The organism is Pseudorhodoplanes sp., assembly GCF_035565795.1.
Taxonomy (GTDB): domain Bacteria; phylum Pseudomonadota; class Alphaproteobacteria; order Rhizobiales; family Xanthobacteraceae; genus Pseudorhodoplanes.
The window spans coordinates 1-18,897 of record NZ_DATMRV010000214.1 but is presented as its reverse complement, the minus strand read 5'-3'; the positions used below and the strand labels follow the sequence as shown (position 1 = coordinate 18,897).

Sequence of the window (18,897 nt, the reverse complement as noted above, 5' to 3'; positions counted from 1 at the left end):
CCGAGCGCTCGGCTGCTGCCTGAACGCGGCGTCCGCTAGGCTGGTTCCGGAAAGCGGCAGGAAAACGTCATAGCCCAGCGCTGGGCGCGGGGGACCCCGCAGTCCTTGGCATGCGAGCCGCTCAGAGACCGATTTTCAGGAAGTTACCGATCGCCGGAATGGTCAGGATGGCGGTGCCAGCCAGCCAGATCCAGAGCGAGACCACCGTCGAATCGTCCTTCGCCCCGATATAGCGCTCGTATAGCGCCGCCGGTATTCCGCCCAGAATCACCGTCCCGGTCGACAGCATGAGCGAGGAAAAATAAGCGATGGCGGCGGTCGAGCCGAACAGCGGCTCCGCCATGAGGTACGCCGAGATCTGGAAGACAATGAAGAAGAACGGATTGAAAATTCCGTTGATCATGCCGAAGAAGGCGATGCCGATGTAATAGAAGCTGCGTTCGTTCATGCGCCGCCCACCTTCAGCAAACCGGTGGCGAAGAAAACGACGAACAGGAGCACGCGCAGCCAGAACATCCAGACGAAGCCGAACAGCCATTGCACGACCGGGGACGCTGCCCTCGGCGTCACCAAGGCCAGAACCTTCAGGACGGGATCCGTGATCGCGCAGAAGCCGCGCCAGATGTAGTTCTTGGAATCGGCGTCGACGAAGAGCCCGAGCAGGGCGCGCCCGAGCATGGTGTACATCACCACTGCCAGAACGAAGTTCGGCAGGTTGAAGTACCAAAGACTCCAGAACGATTGCTGCACTCAGCAAAGTCTCCGCAGGCCAGATGACATAACGCAAAGCCTGACCGAGGTCTTGCAAAAAAGAACGGGGCCCGAAACCGGGCCCCGTCTTGTTTGACGCCTTCTTGAAGAGGCTTAGTCCTTTTCCTGCAGAACCGTGCGACCGCGCGGCTTGCGGATTTCGTCGACGAAGGCCTGCATTTCCTTCGACGGCTCCTTGCCCATCAACGAAACCACATAGATCAGCAGGAAGCCAACGGGCATGCCGATCAGGCCGGCCGCGATGTTGTTGATACCGAACCAGCCAACCTTGCTGGCCATCGGGTGGCTTGCGGCAACCCAGGTATCCATCGCGTTGGGGGCAGCCATGGCCTTGGTTAGATCGACCAGCGGATTGCCGGCCGGGCTGGGCAGGGACGACATGGCGAGATACTTCACGCCGAAGCCGGGGAAGTACCGGCTGACCACGAGGTACATCAGCGCGATGCCAAAGCCACCAATGATGCCGGCGATGGCGCCTGCTGTCGTGGCACGCTTCCACCAGATGCCCATGACGAGCGCCGGGAAGTTGCCGGCCATCGCGAGCGAGAAGGCCCAGCCGACCATCGCGAGAATGTCGGCAGGCTTTGTCGCCGCGGTAGCCGCCGCACACACGGCGACGAGCACCAGCAGCACACGGGCGACCGTGAGCCGCTTCACCGTCGGCGCGTTCGGGTCGATCATCTTGTAATAGATGTCGTGCGACAGCGCGTTGGCGATGGCGAGCAGCAGACCGTCCGCGGTCGAGAGCGCGGCGGCGAGACCGCCGGCGGCGACCAGGCCCGAGATCACATACGGCAATCCTGCGATCTCCGGCGTGGAGAGCACGATCACGTCAGTGTTGATCGCGAAGTCCTGGAAGCGGACGACTTGCGTGCCTGCTGCCTTACACGCATCGATCACGGCCTGCAGGCTGGCGGCATTCTTGCCGCAGACCTGGATCAGACCGAGTTCGCCCCAGGTGAACATCCATGGCCGGATTTCCGTCACGCTGCGGCCGATGATGTTGGTGTAAACCTCCAGCTTCGAGAACGCCGCATAGGCCGGCGCCGAGAAGTACAGGAGGAAGATGAAGAACAGCGACCATGCCACCGACTGACGGGCTTCACGCACCGAGGGGGTGGTGAAGTAACGCATCAGGATGTGCGGCAACGAAGCCGTGCCCACCATCATGCAGAAGATGATCGCGAAGAAGTTGAGTGGTGTGTAGTTCAGCCACGGCTGGATATGAGGCTTCAATGCCCCAGCGGCCGCCAGGCCGTCCTTCACCATCGCTCCTTCGCGAGCGGTGATGTCGGCGATCGCCTGACCATAAGTCAGCTGAGGGATCGGGAGCCCGTACTTCTGCGTGGACAGGATGATGATCGGGGTGAGGTATGCCACGATCAGCACGATGTACTGAGCGATCTGCGTCCAGGTCACCGCCCGCATGCCGCCCAGCATCGAGCAGAGCAGAATGCCGGCAAGGCCCACGAACACCGCGACCTCGAAGTTCATGCCGAGGAAGCGCGACGCGATGATGCCGGTGCCGTAAATCTGCGCCGTCACGTAGGTGAAGGAGCAGCAGACCAGCACGATCACGGCCAGGAAGCGGGCGAAGTTGCCGCCGAACCGGAAGGACATGAAGTCCGGAACGGTATAGGCGCCGAACTTGCGCAGATACGGGCCGACCAGAACCGAGACGAGCACGTAGCCGCCGGTCCAGCCAAGCACCCAGGCGAGGCCGTCATAGCCGAGCAGAAAGAGCGTGCCGGCCATACCGACGAACGAAGCGGCGGACATCCAGTCCGCGCCGGTCGCCATACCGTTGTAGAGCGCCGGGACGCGCCGGCCCGCCACGTAATATTCGGAGACCTGCGCCGTGCGCGAGAGCACGCCGATGATGGCGTAGACCGCGATGGTGAAGAACACGAACAGATAACCGAGCACCCTGTTCGGCACGCCGACCTGTTCGAGGATTGCCAGCAGCACGACGAAAGCAAGGAATCCTCCGGTATACAAACCGTAGATCTTGCCGAGATTATTGATGAAGTCGTTGCCGCCAGAGGTTTGAGCGGGAGTAGCCATTTGTGTGTGCTCCCTCAATCGTCTTCGGCGACGCCGAACTCACGGTCGATCTTGTCCTGCTGCTTCGCAAATACGAAGAGCTGGACCACGAACGCGATCAGCGAGCCTTGCGCGGCCATGTAGAAGCCGAGCGGGAAACCGGCGATGACGATCTTGTTCAGTGCCGGTGCGAACATGTGGATGATGTAGCCGAAGAAGAACCAGATCCCGAGATGGATCCACATGAGATTGGTCGTCTTTCGCCAATGAGCCTGGTCATTGGCAGACGTGCCTTGTGTCGTTGTCTGCTGTGACATGGGTCGGTTGCCCTCCCTCTTGAGTAACCAGATGCGCGCGCATCCGGAGCTGTCTGTGCGGGGAGAGCCGGTTGACCCGGTGATGGTGCGGCACCTCCCCAACTTGCCGCTGTCTGACACGCGATCTTTGCGCCGCGCTTGCAGAACGATACGGAAAATTAACACTGACGAGGGCGGGGGCTTATACGACTTTCGGCCAAAATAAGGCTTTTTCTCACTGAAATTGCTAATGTTTGTCGCGCTGCGCTCTTCGCACGTGCGAGATCAAATAATGCGCTACATAACAACGCTATAAAAAGAGGAAGGCGATGGGGCTGTTGGATTTTTTGCTGCGGCGCAAACCGAAGATTCGTTCGCTGCAGGGGCTTGCTACCTTCATCGACGAGCAGGCGGCCTTCCTCGTGCAGAAGGGAATCTACGATTATTCGCGCGCGCGTTCGGGCCATTACTCGAAGGTGATGCTCGCGGACAAAGGCTTTCAGGGTGCGCTCAATCGTTCGCGCTGGCGCGCCTTTCCGCTTGGCCTCGCCATGGTGGCGGAGACGGTCGAGACGATTCTCGTGCCTCGGGCCCAGGGCGATCGCCGCAGCGTTCTCGATCCGCTGATCACGCTCGTTCTGTCGATTTACGACCGCTATCCGCGGCCGGCCGAACTCACCGATGAAGAATGGGCGGCGGGGCGGGCTGATCTCGCGCTGCATCTCGAACGGCTCTCGACGCATCCGCCGAAACGGGTCATCGACATTCCCGAGCCGTTCGCCGAGCGCTACTTCGCGATGATGCCGTTCGACAAGCCGTTCCTTACACCCGATGCGCCGACAGCAAGAGGTTTCATGCAGCTGCATCTGATCAAGGTTCAGGAAGACTTGACGAATCGCATGGATGCGGACGCGCTGGTGCAGCAATTGCGCGGCGCGACCTGATGCTGCATACGGAGCGGCGACATGGTCGCGGTCACCAATGCCACACCGCTGATCTCGCTCGATGCGGTCGTTCTCGATACGGAGACGACGGGACTTGATCCGCGCAAGGCCCGCGTGATCGAGGCGGCCGCCGTCCGGATAGCCGCAGGAAAGATCGACACGCAGGACGCGTTTCGGAGCTACATCAATCCGTGCGAGCCGATCCCCGCTTTCTCGACAGCGGTGCATGGCATCGACAACGGGAAGGTCGCGCAGGCGCCCGTATTCGCTGTGATGTGGCCAAAGCTGTCGGACTATATCGGCAATGCGGTGGTGGTCGGCCACACGCTTGGCTTCGACCTTGCGATCCTGCAGCAGGAATGCCGGCGCGCCGGTTTGCCCTGGGCGCCATTACGCGCTCTCGACACCCAGCATCTCGTGCAACTGATCGATCCGCGCCGCGGCGGCAACTCGCTCGAAGAACTGGCGGCATGGCTTGGTGTCACCGTCGAGGGACGGCATTCGGCGCTGGGTGACGTGCTCACGACCGCTGGCGTTTTTCAGGCATTGCTGCCGAAACTGCGCGACAACGGCATCCGCACCTATGCGGAAGCGGCACAGGCCTGCCGGGCGCTGACCGATGCGCTCGATCGGCAATATCGCGCAGGATGGGTTACGCCCGATGCGGCCGTCGACCGCGACAGCGCGGCACGTACTCTGGATCGCATCGACAGCTATCCGTATCGGCACCGGATCAGCGACGTGATGTCGGCACCGCCGAAGATCATCTCGTCGGACCGCCCGCTCGGAGACGCACTCAGCGAACTGATCCGCGAAAGGGTTTCATCGCTCTATGTGGCTCCCCCCGATGCCGCGGACGCGCGATTGCCGGCCTTTGCCGCCGGGATCATCACCGAGCGTGACGTATTGCGGGCCATGGCGACCGGGGGTGAGGGCGCGCTGAAGCAGCGGATCGAACAATTCATGAGCCGCCCGCTTGCGACCATTTCTTCGGACGCTTTCGTGTACCGCGCGATCGGACGCATGAGCCGGCTGAAGATCCGTCATCTTGGTGTGACGGACGAGAGCGGTTTCATTATCGGCGCATTGTCGGCGCGCGATCTGTTGCGGTTGCGGGCGGGAGAGGCTGTCTCGCTCGGTGACGAGATCGACGAGGCCGATACCGTGCCTGTGCTGGGCGCTGCCTGGGCAAAACTCCCGCATGTCTGCGCTTCTCTGCTCGCGGAAGGGCTGCCGGCGCGCGAGGTGGCGGCGATCGTTTCCCGCGAGCTTGGTGCGCTGACCCGTCAGGCTGCGGTGATTGCCGAGCGGCGCATGCTGGAAGCCGGCGACGGCGACCCGCCATGTCCCTATGCGATGACCGTGCTCGGCTCGGCGGGCCGGGGCGAAAGCCTGCTCGCGCTGGACCAGGACAACGCGATCGTGTTCGAGCGCGGCGATCCCTCTGGGCCTGAGGATCAATGGTTCGCCCGGCTTGGCCAGCACGTCGCCGATATTCTCAACGAGGTCGGCGTCCCGTATTGCGCCGGCAGCGTCATGGCGAGCAACGCGCAGTGGCGAGGCTCGGTCGCGACATGGCGAGCGCGGATCGCGGACTGGATCACGCGCTCGCGGCCGCAGGACCTTTTATCCGTCGACATCTTCTTCGACATGCGTGGGGTTTACGGCCAGCTTGGGCTTGCGGATACGCTCTGGCGCGACGCCTTCGACATGGCGAAAGGGCAGGCCAGTTTCGCGAAGCTGCTTGCGGAGGCCTCCGGTCGTGTCGAGCGCGGGATCGGCCTGTTCGGGCGAATCCTGACCAGAAAGGGTCGCATCGATCTGAAGCGGACGGGATTGTTCGGCATCGTGTCAACCGCACGTGTGCTCGCAATCCAGCATCACATCCTGGAGCGGACGACGCCTGCAAGGCTCATCGGCGTTCGCGCGCTCGATGTTGGCGGCGATTCCGATATCGACGGGTTGCTCGAAGCGCATGCGGCATTTCTTGAATTCATCTTGTCGCAGCAGCTTGAGGACATCCAGAACGGCAAACCCGCGACCAATACGGTATCGGTGCGGCGGTTGTCGTCACGCGACCGCGAACGCCTCCAGTCCGCGCTGCAGCGCGTGCGCCATCTCGACGATCTGAGGCGGGACCTGATGTTCCGAAGCTAGTGGCCTCGATCAGACCTTGAAGCGCGGATCCAGGAAGTCGCGCAGGCTGTCTCCGAACAGGTTGAAGGCAAACACCGCGAGCGAGATCGCGACTCCCGGGAACAGGATCATCCACGGCGCCTCGCGATAAAAGTCGGCAGCATTTCCAGACAGCATCAGGCCCCAGGCCGGGGTCGGCTCGGCGACGCCGAGGCCGAGGAACGAAAGCGAAGCCTCTGCGAGAATGGCCTGCGCGATGAAAGCCGTGAGCATGATCAGGTAGGGCGCGACTACATTCGGCGCCATATGGCGGAAGATGATGCGACTGTTCGAGTAGCCGGCGGCGCGCGCGGCATCGACATAGGGCATAACGCGCACCCCGAGCGCGGCTGCGCGCACCACCCGCGCGACCCGCGGGATGATGGGAATCGCGATTGCAAAGATCAGGTTCACATCGACCCCACCGATGACGAAGCGGCGCAACGCGGCGACGACCACGAGCGCGAGCACGATCAGCGGGAAAGCCAGCAGAATATCCACGATCCGCTGAATGATGTTGTCGATCCGTCCGCCGAAATAGGCCGATGCAATGCCGAGAATGGCGCCCAGCGACGAGCCGATGAAGGAGGAGAAGAAGCCGATGATCAATGCCGTGCGCGAGCCATAGATCAGCCGTGAGCAGATGTCGCGGCCATAGGCGTCGGTTCCGCACCAATGCTCCCATGATGGCGGCGACAGGATCGCAGCGAAGTCGATCTCCAGCGGGTCGTAGGGGGCGACCCATTCCGAGAAAATACCCGCGAACATCATCGCGGCAATGATCACGAACGAGATCGCACCCAGCGGCTGTTGCAGGATGAATTCTGCAATCGGACCGCGTGGCGTGCGGATGCGGTTGGTTTCGAGCGTAACGACGGCCATGTCGGTCAACCGTACCGGATGCGCGGATCAAAGACCGCATAGAGCAGGTCGATGATCAGGTTCACGAAGACGTAGAAGGTGGCGATCAGCATCACCATGCCCTGGATCAGCATGAAGTCGTTGCGCGCAACGCTCTGCACGAAGAGCTGGCCGATGCCGTTCAGATTGAAGACCTGCTCGGTGACGACCAGGCCGCCGATCAGGAAGGTGAATTCGAGGCCGATGACCGTGATCGCCGGCAGCAATGCGTTGCGCAGGGCGTGGCGGGTGATGACAAGTTTTTCGTAGACGCCCTTGGCGCGGGCGGTGCGGATATAGTCCTCGTTGAGGACTTCGAGCAGCGAGGAGCGGATCATGCGGGCGACGACCGCGCAATAACGATAACCTACCGCGAGCGCCGGCCAGATCAGCTGGGTGAAATTGGCCCAGGGGTCGACGTAGAACGGGGTGAATGTGATCGGCGGCAGCCAGTTGAAGAAGGCCAGGAGGCTCAGCATGATCAGCATGCCGAACCAGAACGAGGGAATTGACAATCCCCCTATCGTGAGGATCCGGACGAGGTAATCGATCCAGGTGTCGCGAAACAGCGCGGCCAGTGTCCCCATCGGTATCGCGAGCAGCACCGCGATGATGGTCGCCATCAGCGCGACCTGAAGCGACAATTCGAGCCGCAGCGAAATCTCCTCCAGCACCGGCCGTTCGGTCCACATGGATATGCCGAAGTCGCCCTTCGCCATGTTGACCATCCATTCGCCGAACTGCGTCAGCAATGGCCGGTCGAGACCGAGGCGCTTGCGCTCGGCCTCCACCACTTCCTGCGTGACGTTGCCGCCGTCGCCGCGCAGCTTCACTTCGACGATGTCGCCGGGAACGACGCGCAGCATGAAGAAAACGAGCACCGCGACGCCGAGCAAGGTCGGGATCATCAGCAGCACGCGGTTGACGGTGTAGCGAAGCATCAGCGGTATTCCGGCCAAAGGTATTGCCCCCTCCCGGCGCAAAGGCCGGGAGAGGGCGGAGTGGATCAGCTTTCGAGCCAGACGTCTTCAAGCTGAGCGCCGAGATTGTGGCTTGGACTCATCTTCCAGCCTCTCAGGTTCTTGTGTGTCAGCACGATGCGATGCCACCAGAACAGAGGCTGCTGATAGGCCTGTTCGAACAGCCGCTTCTCCAGCGCCTGGATATGCGCCTTGCGCTTCTCGACATCGCGTTCTCGCAGCTGCATTTCGTAGAGCTTGTCGATTTCCGGGTCGTTGGAGCGAGACAAGTTGAGCGGGTTCTTGTCGCGCGACAGGAACTTGGTCATCGACAGCGTCGGGTCGTCGTTGAACAGGTTGGAGAAGTCGATGGCCACCTCAAAGTTTCCGCTGTTCATCGCGGCGATATACGGGGCGGTGTCCGACTGCTTGTGTTCGACATTGACGCCAATCTGACGCCATTGATCGACGAGGAAGATGCCCGCGGGCGTGTAGGGCATGGCAAGGTTGCGGTTCCAGAGAACGAATTTCAGGTTCTCCTGGCCGGCCTCCTTGAGAAGCTTGCGCGCTTCCTCGCGCGATTTCTTGATGTCCTTGCTGAAGCCCGGCAGTTTTGCGAGCTCGGCTTCGGGCGTTGCCAGCGGCGAACCGGGACGGACGACGCCGCCGACCGAGCGCAGGGTGGAGATGCGAGACAGGCCCTTGCTGCCGCCCCAGCGGTCGATCGCCATGAGCAGGGCGCGGCGGACCCGCACGTCGTCGAATGGCGGCTTCTCGACATTGAAGGCGACGAGAAGGTTCAGCGTCCAGCTGGATTCCTCCACGCGCAGCTTGTCGCCCATGGCCGCGACCAGTCGGTCGCGTTCGGCCGGGGAGACGCCGCGGAATTCGCCCAGCACCTGTCCGCCTTGCAAAGCATTCAGCATAGCGGCGGCCTGAAGGGTGAAAATGCCGCGGAACGTGTCGAGATAAGGCAGGCCGGGCTTGAAATAGTTCTCGTTCCGCTTGCCCGAGATGTGGCTGCCCTTGATGTGCTCGACGAAGACGAACGGGCCGGTGCCATTGATCTTGGTGCGCGGCAACGCCGGATTTTCTGCGAGATCCTTCGCCGAATAGATCACATTCCAGGGGCTGGCAAAGTGATCCATCATCGAGGAGTTCGGCGCCGTCATCTTGAAGACGACGGTGAGCGGGTCGGGCGTCTCGATGGTGCCGATATCGGCAAAGGTGGCGCGCCGGTTGGAGACCACGCCCTGCGGCGGATTGCGCAGTCGATCATAGGTCGCCTTGATGTCGGCGGAGGTGAGGGCGGTGCCATCGTGGAATTTGACGTTCGGCTTGAGCTTGAACGTGTAGGTCAGAAGGTCGGGTGCAGCTTCCCACGATGCTGCAAGATCGCCTTCGATCTCAGGGAATTTGTCGAGGTTGTAGCGCAGCAGCGTCGAATAGAACGGCGCCGCGAGATGCAATGTCGCGTAGGTGTCGCTCGCATGCGGGTCGTAATGCGGCGCCTCGGCGCTGATCGCGAAATTCAGATTGCCGCCGCGCTTGGGCTTGTCGGCCTGGGCATAAGCGCGGCTCAGATCGAAATTCAGCCCGCCAAGTCCAAGCGCGAGTGCGCCGGCGGACCCTTTGAGCGCTGTGCGTCTTGAGATTTTCATGTTTGTTTCCTCCCTTTCGCCGGCATTTTGCCGGTCGTCTCGTCGTCCCACTTTGTCGTCAGCGTTGCCCCATTTCCTGTCGTCCGTTGGCGTCAGACCTTGATGCAGGCTGCAAAGTGACCCGGCCGCTTTTCTTCCAATGGCGGCACGACACGGCGACATTCGTCGCTTGCCATCGGACAGCGCGTATTGAACACGCAACCGGACGGCGGCGACAAGTGCGATGGCAGTTCGCCCTTGATCAGGCGCGGCTCGCGGCCTTTCTCGACCGTCGGATCGGGGATCGGCGCGGCGTCCAGCAGCACGCGGGTGTAGGGATGCAGTGGGTCGCTGTAGATCGCATCGCGGTCGGCGACCTCCATCACCCGGCCGAAATACATGACCACGACCCGCATCGAGATATGCCGCACCACGGCGAGGTCATGGGCAATGAACAGATAGGCAAGGCCGAGTCGTCGCTGGAGATCCTCCAGCAGGTTGATGATCTGACCCTGGATCGAGACGTCGAGCGCCGACACCGCTTCGTCGCAGACGATGAAGGACGGCTCCATTGCCAGCGCCCGCGCGATGCCGACGCGCTGGCGCTGCCCGCCCGATAGCTGGTGCGGATAGCGCGTGGCCATTTCCGGACGCAGGCCGACCTGTTCGAGAAGCTGTGCGACGCGGTCCTGCTCCTGCTTGCGGCCTGGCACGAGCTTATAGACATGCAGCGGTTCGCCGATGATCTGGCCGACCGTCATGCGCGGATTGAGCGAGGAATACGGATCCTGGAAGATCACCTGGATCTTGCGGCGCATCGCCTTCATGTCGCCGGCAGTGGCGGTGGCAAGATCGAGACCCTCGAATGCAATGTCGCCGCCGGTTGGCTCTTCGAGTTTGAGGATCAGGCGGCCGACGGTGGTCTTGCCGCAACCGGATTCGCCGACGAGGCCGAGCGTCTCGCCTGGATAGATCTCGAACGAGACGTCCTGCACCGCACGCACGGTGCCGCTTGCGCCGCGAAAGCCGCCGCGCACCTCGAAATGCTTGGTCAGGTTTCGAACCGAAAGCAGCGGCGCGCCGCTTTTCATCTCGACCCGCGCCGATCCGGCCTCGGCCGCCGCCCAGGTCAGCTTGCCCTCTGCGATTTCGGCGTGCCGGTGGCAGCGCGACAGCCCGCCGGTATCGGTCCGCACCAGCGCCGGTTCGGTCTCGCAGATTGCAAGCTTGTAGGGACAGCGCGGCGCAAAACGGCAGCCTGGTGGGGGCGAGGCGGCATTCGGCGGCAGACCTTCGATCGTTTCGAGCTTGGCGCCGCGCGGCCGGTCGAGCCGGGGCACCGAGCGCAAAAGGCCCATCGAATAGGGATGGCGCGGCCGGTGGAACACGTCGTCGGCGTCGCCTTCCTCGACAAGGCGCGACGCATACATGACGATGACGCGGTCGGCGTAGCGGGCAACCACGCCGAGATTGTGCGTGATGACGATCAGCGCGATGTTCAGCTTGCGCGACAGTTCCTTCATCAGCTCGAGGATCTGCGCCTGGATGGTGACGTCGAGCGCGGTGGTCGGCTCGTCGGCGATGATCAGCTTCGGGTTACAGGCCAGCCCGATGGCGATCATCACGCGCTGGCGCATGCCGCCGGAGAATTGGTGCGGATATTGTTCGAGCCGCCGGGCCGGATCGGGAATGCCGACCAAGCCCAACAGCTCGATCGCCCGCTCGCGCGCCTCGCTTTCCGACATGCCCAGATGGATGCGCAGGGGCTCGGTGATCTGCAATCCGATGGTCAGGATCGGATTCAGCGAGGTCATCGGCTCCTGAAAAATCATCGAAATGTCGCGGCCGCGGATCTCGCGCATCTGCTCGTCGGTCAGGTCGAGCAGATTGCGGCCGTCGAACATGACCCGGCCCTTGGGAATACGGCCGGTCAGCCTCGGCAGCAGCCGCATGATCGAGAGGGCCGAGACTGACTTGCCGGACCCGGACTCGCCCACGATCGCGACCACCTCGCCGGGGTCGATATGAAACGACAGCCCCTCAACCGCGCGCACGATGCCGCGCGAAGTCAGGAACTGGACATGGAGGTCGTCGACCTCGAGCAAGGATGAAGCCGCCACAACGCCGGCCCGACCCTGCGTTTCCACCCGCTGTTCGATGGTGCCCACCGATTATTTTTTATTATCCCAACATCAGCCTATAGCTGATCGTACATGACTGCACTACCTCGAAAAGGGTCCAGAATCGTTAGTCATTTCTGTTATGTTGACCGTGGACTGCGGGAAAACGCCGCAGGTTGGGCCTAACCCCGGACGCATCGATGAATGGCGCTTTTTTCGGCGACTTGCTCCAGACGATTTCGGACCGCGGCAAGAAGCTTTTGTCGCGGCGCACAAACGCCGTTACGCGCTCCGCGGACTTTGTGGTGCTGTGCGAAGACCTGCTGTCGGGGCGGGGTGAGGCGTCAGGTGTGGCTCTCGCGCGCGAAATCCTGACCCGTTATTCCGAACTGACGATCGGCCCGCGGATCGCGTTCTTCGAGGCGCTGGCGCGGCAATTCGGCCCCGATCGTGCGCGGGTCGAAAAGGCGATTGCGGACTGGCAGTCCAACCCGAGCGACGCGACCGCGTCGGAACTTCACCATGCCGCCGAGCCGCGGCGGCAGGAACTGTTCCGCCGGTTGAACCTGGCGCCCGGCGGCACCGCATCGCTCGTACGCATGCGCGAGCAGTTGCTGGACGCGATGGCACATCGACCTGACCTGTCGGTGGTGGACGCCGATTTCGTCCACCTGTTTTCGTCCTGGTTCAATCGCGGCTTTCTGGTCCTCCGGGACATCGACTGGTCGACTCCTGCCAATATCCTCGAAAAGATCATCAAGCACGAAGCGGTGCACAAGATCAGAAGCTGGGACGACCTGCGCCGCCGCATCGATCCGGAGGATCGCTGCTGCTACGCCTTCTTCCATCCCGCCCTCAACGACGAGCCGCTGATCTTCGTAGAAGTGGCGCTGACCTCCGGCATTCCCGGAGCGATCGAGCCGATCCTTGCGGCCCACCGCGAGGCACTGGATGCCAACGAAGTCGATACCGCGGTGTTCTATTCGATCTCCAACTGCCAGCGCGGTCTGGCCGGCGTTTCGTTCGGCAACTTCCTGATCAAGCAGGTTGTCGAAGAAGTTTCGCGGGACAACCCGCGGCTCAAGACCTTTGTCACCCTGTCTCCGGTTCCCGGCTTCGCCGCCTGGCTCAAGCGCGAACGCCAGTCCGGTTCGACCCGGGCGCTCTCGCAGGAAGATCTCGACACTCTGTCAAATCTCGATATCGAAGGCTGGTGGCAGGTCGAGGAAACCCGTGAGGCTGTGGAAGGGCCGCTGCGGCGGGCCGCTGCGTGGTATTTCCTGCACGCCAGGAATGCGCGGGGATTGCCGGCGGACCCGGTCGCGCGTTTCCATCTCGGCAATGGTGCCCGGCTGGAAAAAATTCACTTCCTCGCCGATACGTCCGACAACGGCATGCGCCAGTCTTTTGGCGTCATGGTCAATTACCTCTATGACCTTGACGACATCGAGAAGAACCACGAGGCATTCGCCGAGAACCGCACGGTGGTCGCATCCAGCGCGGTGAAGAAGCTGGCGCGGCCTGGACCAACCGGCGACCTCATCGCGGTCGCAAGCAAAGCCTGAGCTCAACAAGAAGTCTGCACCATGAATCTGTTCGAAACGATCCGTTCGCGTATCGCGTCTCCTGCGCGCACATTCATCATCAAGGCGGACGGCACGACGCTGTCCTACGGCGATATGCTCGACCGTACCGCTCAGCTCGCGAATGCGCTGGTGCTGGCCGGGGTCGAGCCGGGCGACCGCGTTGCGGTACAGGTCGAGAAGTCGGTCGAGAATTTCCTGCTCTATCTTGCGACGCTGCGCGTGGGCGCGGTCTATCTGCCGCTCAATACGGCCTACACCCTTGCCGAGCTCGACTATTTCATCGGCGATGCCGAGCCCAAGCTCGTGGTCTGCGATCCGGCGAAGCGCGATGGTCTCGCCGAAATCGCAAGGAAGCGCGGTGCATCGGTCGAGACGCTGGATGCCAGGGGGCAGGGCAGCCTGATCGATGCCGCCGCCAAGGCGCCCAAGGATTTTGCCGATGTGCCGCGCGAGGACGATGACCTCGCTGCGATCCTCTACACGTCCGGCACCACGGGACGTTCCAAGGGCGCGATGCTGACGCATCGCAATCTGTCGTCCAATGCGCAGACGCTGGTGGACTACTGGCGGTTCACAGACAAGGACGTGCTGCTGCACGCGCTGCCGATCTATCACACGCACGGCCTGTTCGTTGCCGGCAACACGATCATGTTCGCGGGCGGCGCCATGATCTTCCTGTCGAAATTCGACGCGGACGAGGTGATGCGCTATCTGCCCAAGGCGACCTCGATGATGGGCGTGCCGACCTTCTACACGCGCCTGCTCAAGCATCCCGGCCTCACCAGGGAGGCCTGCGCGCATATGCGGTTGTTCACGTCGGGCTCGGCGCCGCTTCTCGCCGAAACGCACGACGAATTCCGCGCAAAGACCGGTCACGCCATCCTCGAGCGTTACGGCATGACCGAGACCAACATGAACACGTCGAATCCCTATGACGGCGACCGTATCGCCGGCACCGTCGGTTTCCCGCTGCCGGGCGTGGATGTCCGCATCGCCGACGCCGATTCCGGCAAGGCGCTGCCGCAGGGCGAGATCGGCGTGATCGAGGTGCGGGGACCGAACGTGTTTCCGGGCTATTGGCGCATGCCCGACAAGACCAAGGCGGAGTTCCGCGCGGACGGCTTCTTCATTACCGGCGACGTCGGCAAGATCGACGAGCGCGGCTATGTCCACATTGTCGGGCGCGCCAAGGACCTCATCATTACGGGTGGCTTCAACGTCTATCCCAAGGAAGTCGAGAGTGAAATCGACGCGTTGCCCGGCGTGGTCGAATCGGCCGTGATCGGTTGTCCGCATCCGGATTTCGGCGAAGGCGTTACTGCCGTCGTGGTCCTGAAAAAGGACGCAATCGCCGACGAGAAGGCGATCATCGCCGAGCTCGAGGGTCGGCTGGCCAAGTTCAAGTTGCCCAAGCGCGTGATCTTCGTCGACGATCTGCCGCGCAACACCATGGGCAAGGTTCAGAAGAACGTCTTGCGGGAGCAGAACGCCAAGCTCTATTCCTGACGGGGACAAGCGACTGCATGCGACATCTGCTTCTGGGAGTGGCTATCGCAGCAATCTCCTTTCAGAGCGCCACCGCGCAGGACAGGTCCGCAAAGCCGCCGTCCGGGCACGCAGCCGCCGATTATCAAAAGAGGCTGAAGGAATGCACGGCCGCGCGCGCCAGGCACGAGGCGGTGGCCGTTCCGTACTGGACGCGCGTCGGCGAAAAGCGCCAGGCGCGCAACGCCAAGCGTCGCAATGGCGAGCCGGTAACGCTGGCCGATTATGTGCTGGAGCAGCCGCCGGTTTACGCCGGCCCGCCCTGTCCACGCGATCCGTCGGTGAGGCAGGAGGATCAGCCGGAAGGCAAGCCGGAGCTTCCGGTGGTGGCGGATTTCCTGCAGAGCGCCAGGGAACATTTTGGCTTCGTGCCGGAACTGGCGAGCGAGACCGATTTCAAACGAGCCTATGCCAGGGTTGCGTCAGCTGCGGGCATCACGCGCGAGCAGGCGGTGCGCATCTATGGCTTCGAGACCGGCGGCAGCGGCAAGTACGACGCTCAGGCGGGACTGATCTTCAACAAGCCGGGCGCGCGCGCGATCTCGACGGCGCTCGGCTATAACCAGCTTCTCACCGCCAACACCGCGAGCCTTCTCGCCGGCAAAGGCCATCACTTCGTCAAGGTGTTGCAGGAGCGCGCTGCGGGTATGTCCGGCGAGGAGCGCAAGAAGCTCGAGCGCAAGATCGATGTCCTGAAGCGGATGGTCGCGTTCAGCCGAACGGTGCCGGAGCAGTGGGGCGAGCATGTGCGGCTTGCACGCACGCAGAAGGGGATCGGCTTGCATGCGCTCAATCTGGACATCGACATCGGTCCGCTGCTGCAGACGCAGAAGCTGCTCGATTCCGTCCGCTTCGCGAAAGCGAAAGGGATCGACCGCACATTGACCGCGGCCGAACTGGAAATGATGAATCTGACCGGCGACGGCAACGGCTTCGACATGCTGTCGCTCCCGCCGGAGATGCGCGCGAAGGTTCCGACGAGCAATTTTTTCCAGCGGCTCGGCTATGAACGCAACCCCATCGCTGGCCGGACCAAGACCGTCGAGAAGCTGATCGCTGAGACCAATGCGGTGATGGACAACCGGATCCAGTTCGACGGCGCAAAGGAATTGGCGCGCGTCTTTGATTGAGCACGCCGTTGCGGACACACAAACGCAAAACGGCCCGCATCGCTGCGGGCCGTTGTCGTTTACACTCGGGCAGATCAGTTCAGCGTGATGTTCGCCTTCTTGATCACGTCGCCCCAGCGCTTGTATTCGCCTGCGACGAAGGCGCGGGTCTGCTCCGGCGTGCCAAGCATCGCCGTCAGGCCCTGTTTTTCGAATTGCGCCTGTACATCCGGTGAATTGAAGGCCTTCTTGGCTTCCGCATAGAGCCAGTCGATCACGGGCTTGGGCGTGCCGGCCGGTACGAAGAAGCCGAACCACGGACCGCTTTCAAGTTCGGGAAGGCCTGCCTCGGCGACGGTCGGCACCTCAGGCAGCGACTTCGCCCGCTTGGCGTCAGCAATGGCAATCGCACGGACTTTGTCGCTCTTGATTTGCGGGACCGCCGTCGTCAGCACGTCGAACAGCATCGTGACGTGACCGGCGATCAGGTCCTGCGCCGCGGGCGCGGCGCCGCGATAGGGTACGTGGTTGATGTCGATGCCCGCGGCCGACTTGAATTGTTCGCCGACGATGTGGCCGGTGCTGCCGTTGCCTTGCGAGGCGAATGTCAGCTTGCCCGGATTGGCCTTGGCGTATGCGATCAGTTCCTTCATCGACTTGGCGGGCACCGAGGGATTGACAACAAGGACGTTGGCAGTCTTCGCGGCGATCGTGACCGGAAGCAGATCGGTTTCCGGATTGTAGTTCAGCTTCTGCAGATGCGGCAGGATCGCGTTGGTGGCGTGAAAGCCGACATAGATGGTGTAGCCATCGGGCGGCGACTTGGCGACGAAGTCGGCGGCGATGGCGCCGCCCGCACCGGTCTTGTTCTCGACCACCGCGGTCTTGCCCGCTTCGTTCAGCTTCTGAGCGAAGGACCGGCCGACAATGTCGGCCACGCCGCCGGGGGCGGTCGGCACGACGATCTTGATCGGCTGTGACGGATAGGTCTGCGCGCCGGCGAAGGGCGCTGCGGCGCAGGTCATGGCGGCTGCGAAAAGCAGCGATAAAGCACGCTGGTGCAACACTTCGGACTCCTCCCTCTACGACTTTGTTGTGTCGTTTCGATGAGGAATCCCTATCACAATTGACCGCGCCGGCCCACCGGGACTATGTCGCACGTAAAGAATCTGTCCCGCATCGTGGGTTTCGCCGGTGAAACTGCGAACCCGCTGGGCATGCTCTTCCGTTTCGGCCCGAAGACACTACATCGCCCATTGTAGGTCCTGTGCATGTCGTCCGTGATTTCCATTCAAAATCTGTCCAAGGTCTACGCCACCGGTTTCCAGGCGCTGAAGAATGTGTCGCTCGATATCCGCGCGGGCGAGATCTTTGCGCTGCTGGGACCGAACGGAGCGGGCAAGACCACGCTGATCGGTATCGTCTGCGGTATCGTCAATCCCAGCGAGGGCAAGGTTACTGTCGGCGGGCATGACATCATTCATGACTTCCGCGCGGCCCGTGAGCTGATCGGGCTCGTGCCGCAGGAACTGCACACCGATTCGTTCGAGACCGTGTGGGCGACCGTCAGCTTCAGCCGCGGTCTGTTCGGCAAGCCGAAGGACCCGGCCTATATCGAGAAGATCCTCAAATCGCTGTCGCTGTGGGACAAGAAGGATTCCAAGATCCTCACGCTGTCCGGCGGCATGAAGCGCCGCGTGATGATCGCGAAGGCGCTGTCGCACGAGCCGCGCATTCTGTTCCTCGACGAGCCGACCGCCGGCGTCGATGTCGCGCTGCGCAAGGACATGTGGCAGGTGGTGCGGGACCTGCGTGCGTCCGGGGTGACGATCATCCTGACGACGCATTACATCGAGGAAGCCGAGGACATGGCCGACCGGGTCGGTGTGATCTCCAAGGGCGAGATCGTGCTGGTCGAGGAGAAGGCCGAGCTGATGCGCAAGCTCGGCAAGAAGAAGCTCACCGTCCTGTTGCAGAAGCCGATCGATTCGGTGCCCCCCGAGCTTTTGAAATATGGGCTATCGCTGGCGAATGATGGGACGGAGCTCGTCTACGCTTACGATACCAAGGGCGAGCGTACCGGCATCACCGCCCTGTTATCCGATCTGAACGCCGCGGATATCCGCTTCAAGGATTTGCAGACCGAGCAATCCTCGCTGGAAGACATTTTTGTCGGCTTGGTGGGGCGAAAATGAACTGGCGCGCGATTCTGGCGATCTACAAGTTTGAAATGGCGCGCACCTGGCGCACGCCGCTCGGCAGCATTCTGTCGCCGGTGATTTCGACCTCGCTCTATTTTGTGGTGTTTGGGGCTGCGATCGGTTCACGCATCCAGGAGGTCAACGGCGTCGATTACGGTGCGTTCATCGTGCCGGGGCTCATCATGATGATGCTGCTCACGCAGAGCGTGATGAATGCCTCGTTCGGCATTTATTTTCCGCGGTTTGTCGGCACGATTTACGAAATCCTGTCGGCGCCGGTTTCGTTCATCGAAATTGTGGTCGGTTATGTCGGCGCAGCGGCCACTAAGTCGATCCTTCTCGGGGTCATCGTGCTGCTGACCGCGGGCTTCTTTGTGCCGCTGCAGATCGCGCACCCGGTCTGGATGGTGTCGTTTCTCGTGCTGACGGCGGTAACCTTCAGCCTGCTCGGCTTCATCATCGGCATCTGGGCGGATGGTTTCGAGAAGCTGCAGGTGGTTCCGCTGCTGGTCATTACGCCGCTGACGTTTCTCGGCGGCAGCTTCTATTCGATCGATGTGCTGCCGCCGTTCTGGCAAACGGTCAGCCTGTTCAATCCGGTCGTCTAT

Annotated in this window: 16 protein-coding genes; 7 read left to right on the top strand and 9 right to left on the bottom strand. The window is 62.2% G+C overall.

Features of this window, described 5'->3' with window-relative positions:
* Positions 1 to 121: 121 nt before the first annotated feature.
* From VNZ93_RS19185 to VNZ93_RS19170, 4 genes are all read right to left on the bottom strand, one after another.
* Positions 122 to 448: a hypothetical protein gene (locus VNZ93_RS19185; RefSeq protein WP_325708855.1), complete on the bottom strand. Its 327-nt coding sequence runs from the start codon at positions 446 to 448 to the stop codon at positions 122 to 124.
* Entirely contained in the window at positions 445 to 750 is a 306-nt protein-coding gene (locus VNZ93_RS19180) for a hypothetical protein (RefSeq protein WP_325708852.1), read from the bottom strand. Before VNZ93_RS19180 ends, VNZ93_RS19185 begins: the two co-directional genes overlap by 4 nt.
* 114 nt (positions 751 to 864) lie before the next feature.
* Positions 865 to 2,835, bottom strand: coding sequence for a sodium:solute symporter family protein (locus VNZ93_RS19175; RefSeq protein WP_325708850.1), 1,971 nt, complete (start codon positions 2,833 to 2,835; stop codon positions 865 to 867).
* 14 nt (positions 2,836 to 2,849) lie between these two features.
* Entirely contained in the window at positions 2,850 to 3,131 is a 282-nt protein-coding gene (locus VNZ93_RS19170; RefSeq protein ID WP_325708847.1) for a DUF4212 domain-containing protein, read from the bottom strand.
* 308 nt (positions 3,132 to 3,439) lie between these two features.
* Here VNZ93_RS19170 and VNZ93_RS19165 point away from each other — a divergent pair, with 308 nt between their 5' ends.
* The gene (locus VNZ93_RS19165; protein WP_325708845.1) at positions 3,440 to 4,054 is read left to right on the top strand and encodes a hypothetical protein; all 615 of its coding nucleotides are present in this window, start codon (positions 3,440 to 3,442) and stop codon (positions 4,052 to 4,054) included.
* Positions 4,055 to 4,075: 21 nt separating this feature from the next.
* Entirely contained in the window at positions 4,076 to 6,211 is a 2,136-nt protein-coding gene (locus tag VNZ93_RS19160; protein WP_325708843.1) for a DUF294 nucleotidyltransferase-like domain-containing protein, read from the top strand.
* 9 nt (positions 6,212 to 6,220) lie between these two features.
* Here VNZ93_RS19160 and VNZ93_RS19155 read toward each other — a convergent pair whose 3' ends face one another.
* The 4 genes from VNZ93_RS19155 to VNZ93_RS19140 all read right to left on the bottom strand — a co-directional run bounded on the left by VNZ93_RS19155 (position 6,221) and on the right by VNZ93_RS19140 (position 11,896).
* Positions 6,221 to 7,111, bottom strand: a complete 891-nt coding sequence (locus tag VNZ93_RS19155; protein ID WP_325708840.1) for an ABC transporter permease — start codon at positions 7,109 to 7,111, stop codon at positions 6,221 to 6,223.
* 5 nt (positions 7,112 to 7,116) lie between these two features.
* Entirely contained in the window at positions 7,117 to 8,070 is a 954-nt protein-coding gene (locus VNZ93_RS19150) for an ABC transporter permease (protein WP_325708836.1), read from the bottom strand.
* Between the two features lie 65 nt (positions 8,071 to 8,135).
* Positions 8,136 to 9,749, bottom strand: a complete 1,614-nt coding sequence (locus VNZ93_RS19145; RefSeq protein ID WP_325708832.1) for an ABC transporter substrate-binding protein — start codon at positions 9,747 to 9,749, stop codon at positions 8,136 to 8,138.
* A 92-nt stretch (positions 9,750 to 9,841) separates the two neighbouring features.
* The gene (locus VNZ93_RS19140) at positions 9,842 to 11,896 is read right to left on the bottom strand and encodes an ABC transporter ATP-binding protein (RefSeq protein WP_325708829.1); all 2,055 of its coding nucleotides are present in this window, start codon (positions 11,894 to 11,896) and stop codon (positions 9,842 to 9,844) included.
* A 152-nt stretch (positions 11,897 to 12,048) separates the two neighbouring features.
* Between VNZ93_RS19140 and VNZ93_RS19135 the strand changes: the two genes are divergently transcribed.
* The 3 genes from VNZ93_RS19135 to VNZ93_RS19125 are packed head-to-tail and all read left to right on the top strand — an operon-like array spanning position 12,049 to position 16,109.
* Positions 12,049 to 13,413, top strand: coding sequence for a malonyl-CoA decarboxylase (locus VNZ93_RS19135; protein ID WP_325708826.1), 1,365 nt, complete (start codon positions 12,049 to 12,051; stop codon positions 13,411 to 13,413).
* Positions 13,414 to 13,434: 21 nt separating this feature from the next.
* A complete protein-coding gene (locus tag VNZ93_RS19130) occupies positions 13,435 to 14,940 on the top strand; it encodes a malonyl-CoA synthase (RefSeq protein WP_325708824.1) in 1,506 nt (501 codons plus the stop codon).
* A gap of 17 nt (positions 14,941 to 14,957) precedes the next feature.
* Positions 14,958 to 16,109: a hypothetical protein gene (locus VNZ93_RS19125; protein WP_325708822.1), complete on the top strand. Its 1,152-nt coding sequence runs from the start codon at positions 14,958 to 14,960 to the stop codon at positions 16,107 to 16,109.
* A gap of 74 nt (positions 16,110 to 16,183) precedes the next feature.
* On the opposite strand, the gene VNZ93_RS19120 is transcribed toward VNZ93_RS19125, so the two are convergent.
* Entirely contained in the window at positions 16,184 to 17,113 is a 930-nt protein-coding gene (locus tag VNZ93_RS19120; RefSeq protein ID WP_325708819.1) for a tripartite tricarboxylate transporter substrate binding protein, read from the bottom strand.
* A gap of 246 nt (positions 17,114 to 17,359) precedes the next feature.
* Here VNZ93_RS19120 and VNZ93_RS19115 point away from each other — a divergent pair, with 246 nt between their 5' ends.
* Together VNZ93_RS19115 and VNZ93_RS19110 are read left to right on the top strand one after the other, a co-directional pair.
* The gene (locus tag VNZ93_RS19115; protein ID WP_325708817.1) at positions 17,360 to 18,283 is read left to right on the top strand and encodes an ABC transporter ATP-binding protein; all 924 of its coding nucleotides are present in this window, start codon (positions 17,360 to 17,362) and stop codon (positions 18,281 to 18,283) included.
* On the top strand, positions 18,280 to 18,897 hold a 618-nt coding region (locus VNZ93_RS19110), incomplete at its 3' end, for an ABC transporter permease (protein ID WP_325708814.1). The genes VNZ93_RS19115 and VNZ93_RS19110, both read left to right, overlap by 4 nt.

Bases quoted from the DNA above. Each gene is read 5' to 3' on its own strand.
- VNZ93_RS19155 (WP_325708840.1), bottom strand. From the start codon at position 7,111: ATGGCCGTCGTTACGCTCGAAACCAACCGCATCCGCACGCCACGCGGT.
- VNZ93_RS19165 (WP_325708845.1), top strand. From the start codon at position 3,440: ATGGGGCTGTTGGATTTTTTGCTGCGGCGCAAACCGAAGATTCGTTCG.
- VNZ93_RS19185 (WP_325708855.1), bottom strand. From the start codon at position 448: ATGAACGAACGCAGCTTCTATTACATCGGCATCGCCTTCTTCGGCATG.
- VNZ93_RS19125 (WP_325708822.1), top strand. From the start codon at position 14,958: ATGCGACATCTGCTTCTGGGAGTGGCTATCGCAGCAATCTCCTTTCAG.
- VNZ93_RS19150 (WP_325708836.1), bottom strand. From the start codon at position 8,070: ATGCTTCGCTACACCGTCAACCGCGTGCTGCTGATGATCCCGACCTTG.
- VNZ93_RS19115 (WP_325708817.1), top strand. From the start codon at position 17,360: ATGTCGTCCGTGATTTCCATTCAAAATCTGTCCAAGGTCTACGCCACC.
- VNZ93_RS19135 (WP_325708826.1), top strand. From the start codon at position 12,049: ATGAATGGCGCTTTTTTCGGCGACTTGCTCCAGACGATTTCGGACCGC.
- VNZ93_RS19145 (WP_325708832.1), bottom strand. From the start codon at position 9,749: ATGAAAATCTCAAGACGCACAGCGCTCAAAGGGTCCGCCGGCGCACTC.
- VNZ93_RS19170 (WP_325708847.1), bottom strand. From the start codon at position 3,131: ATGTCACAGCAGACAACGACACAAGGCACGTCTGCCAATGACCAGGCT.
- VNZ93_RS19120 (WP_325708819.1), bottom strand. From the start codon at position 17,113: ATGACCTGCGCCGCAGCGCCCTTCGCCGGCGCGCAGACCTATCCGTCA.
- VNZ93_RS19130 (WP_325708824.1), top strand. From the start codon at position 13,435: ATGAATCTGTTCGAAACGATCCGTTCGCGTATCGCGTCTCCTGCGCGC.
- VNZ93_RS19175 (WP_325708850.1), bottom strand. From the start codon at position 2,835: ATGGCTACTCCCGCTCAAACCTCTGGCGGCAACGACTTCATCAATAAT.
- VNZ93_RS19160 (WP_325708843.1), top strand. From the start codon at position 4,076: ATGGTCGCGGTCACCAATGCCACACCGCTGATCTCGCTCGATGCGGTC.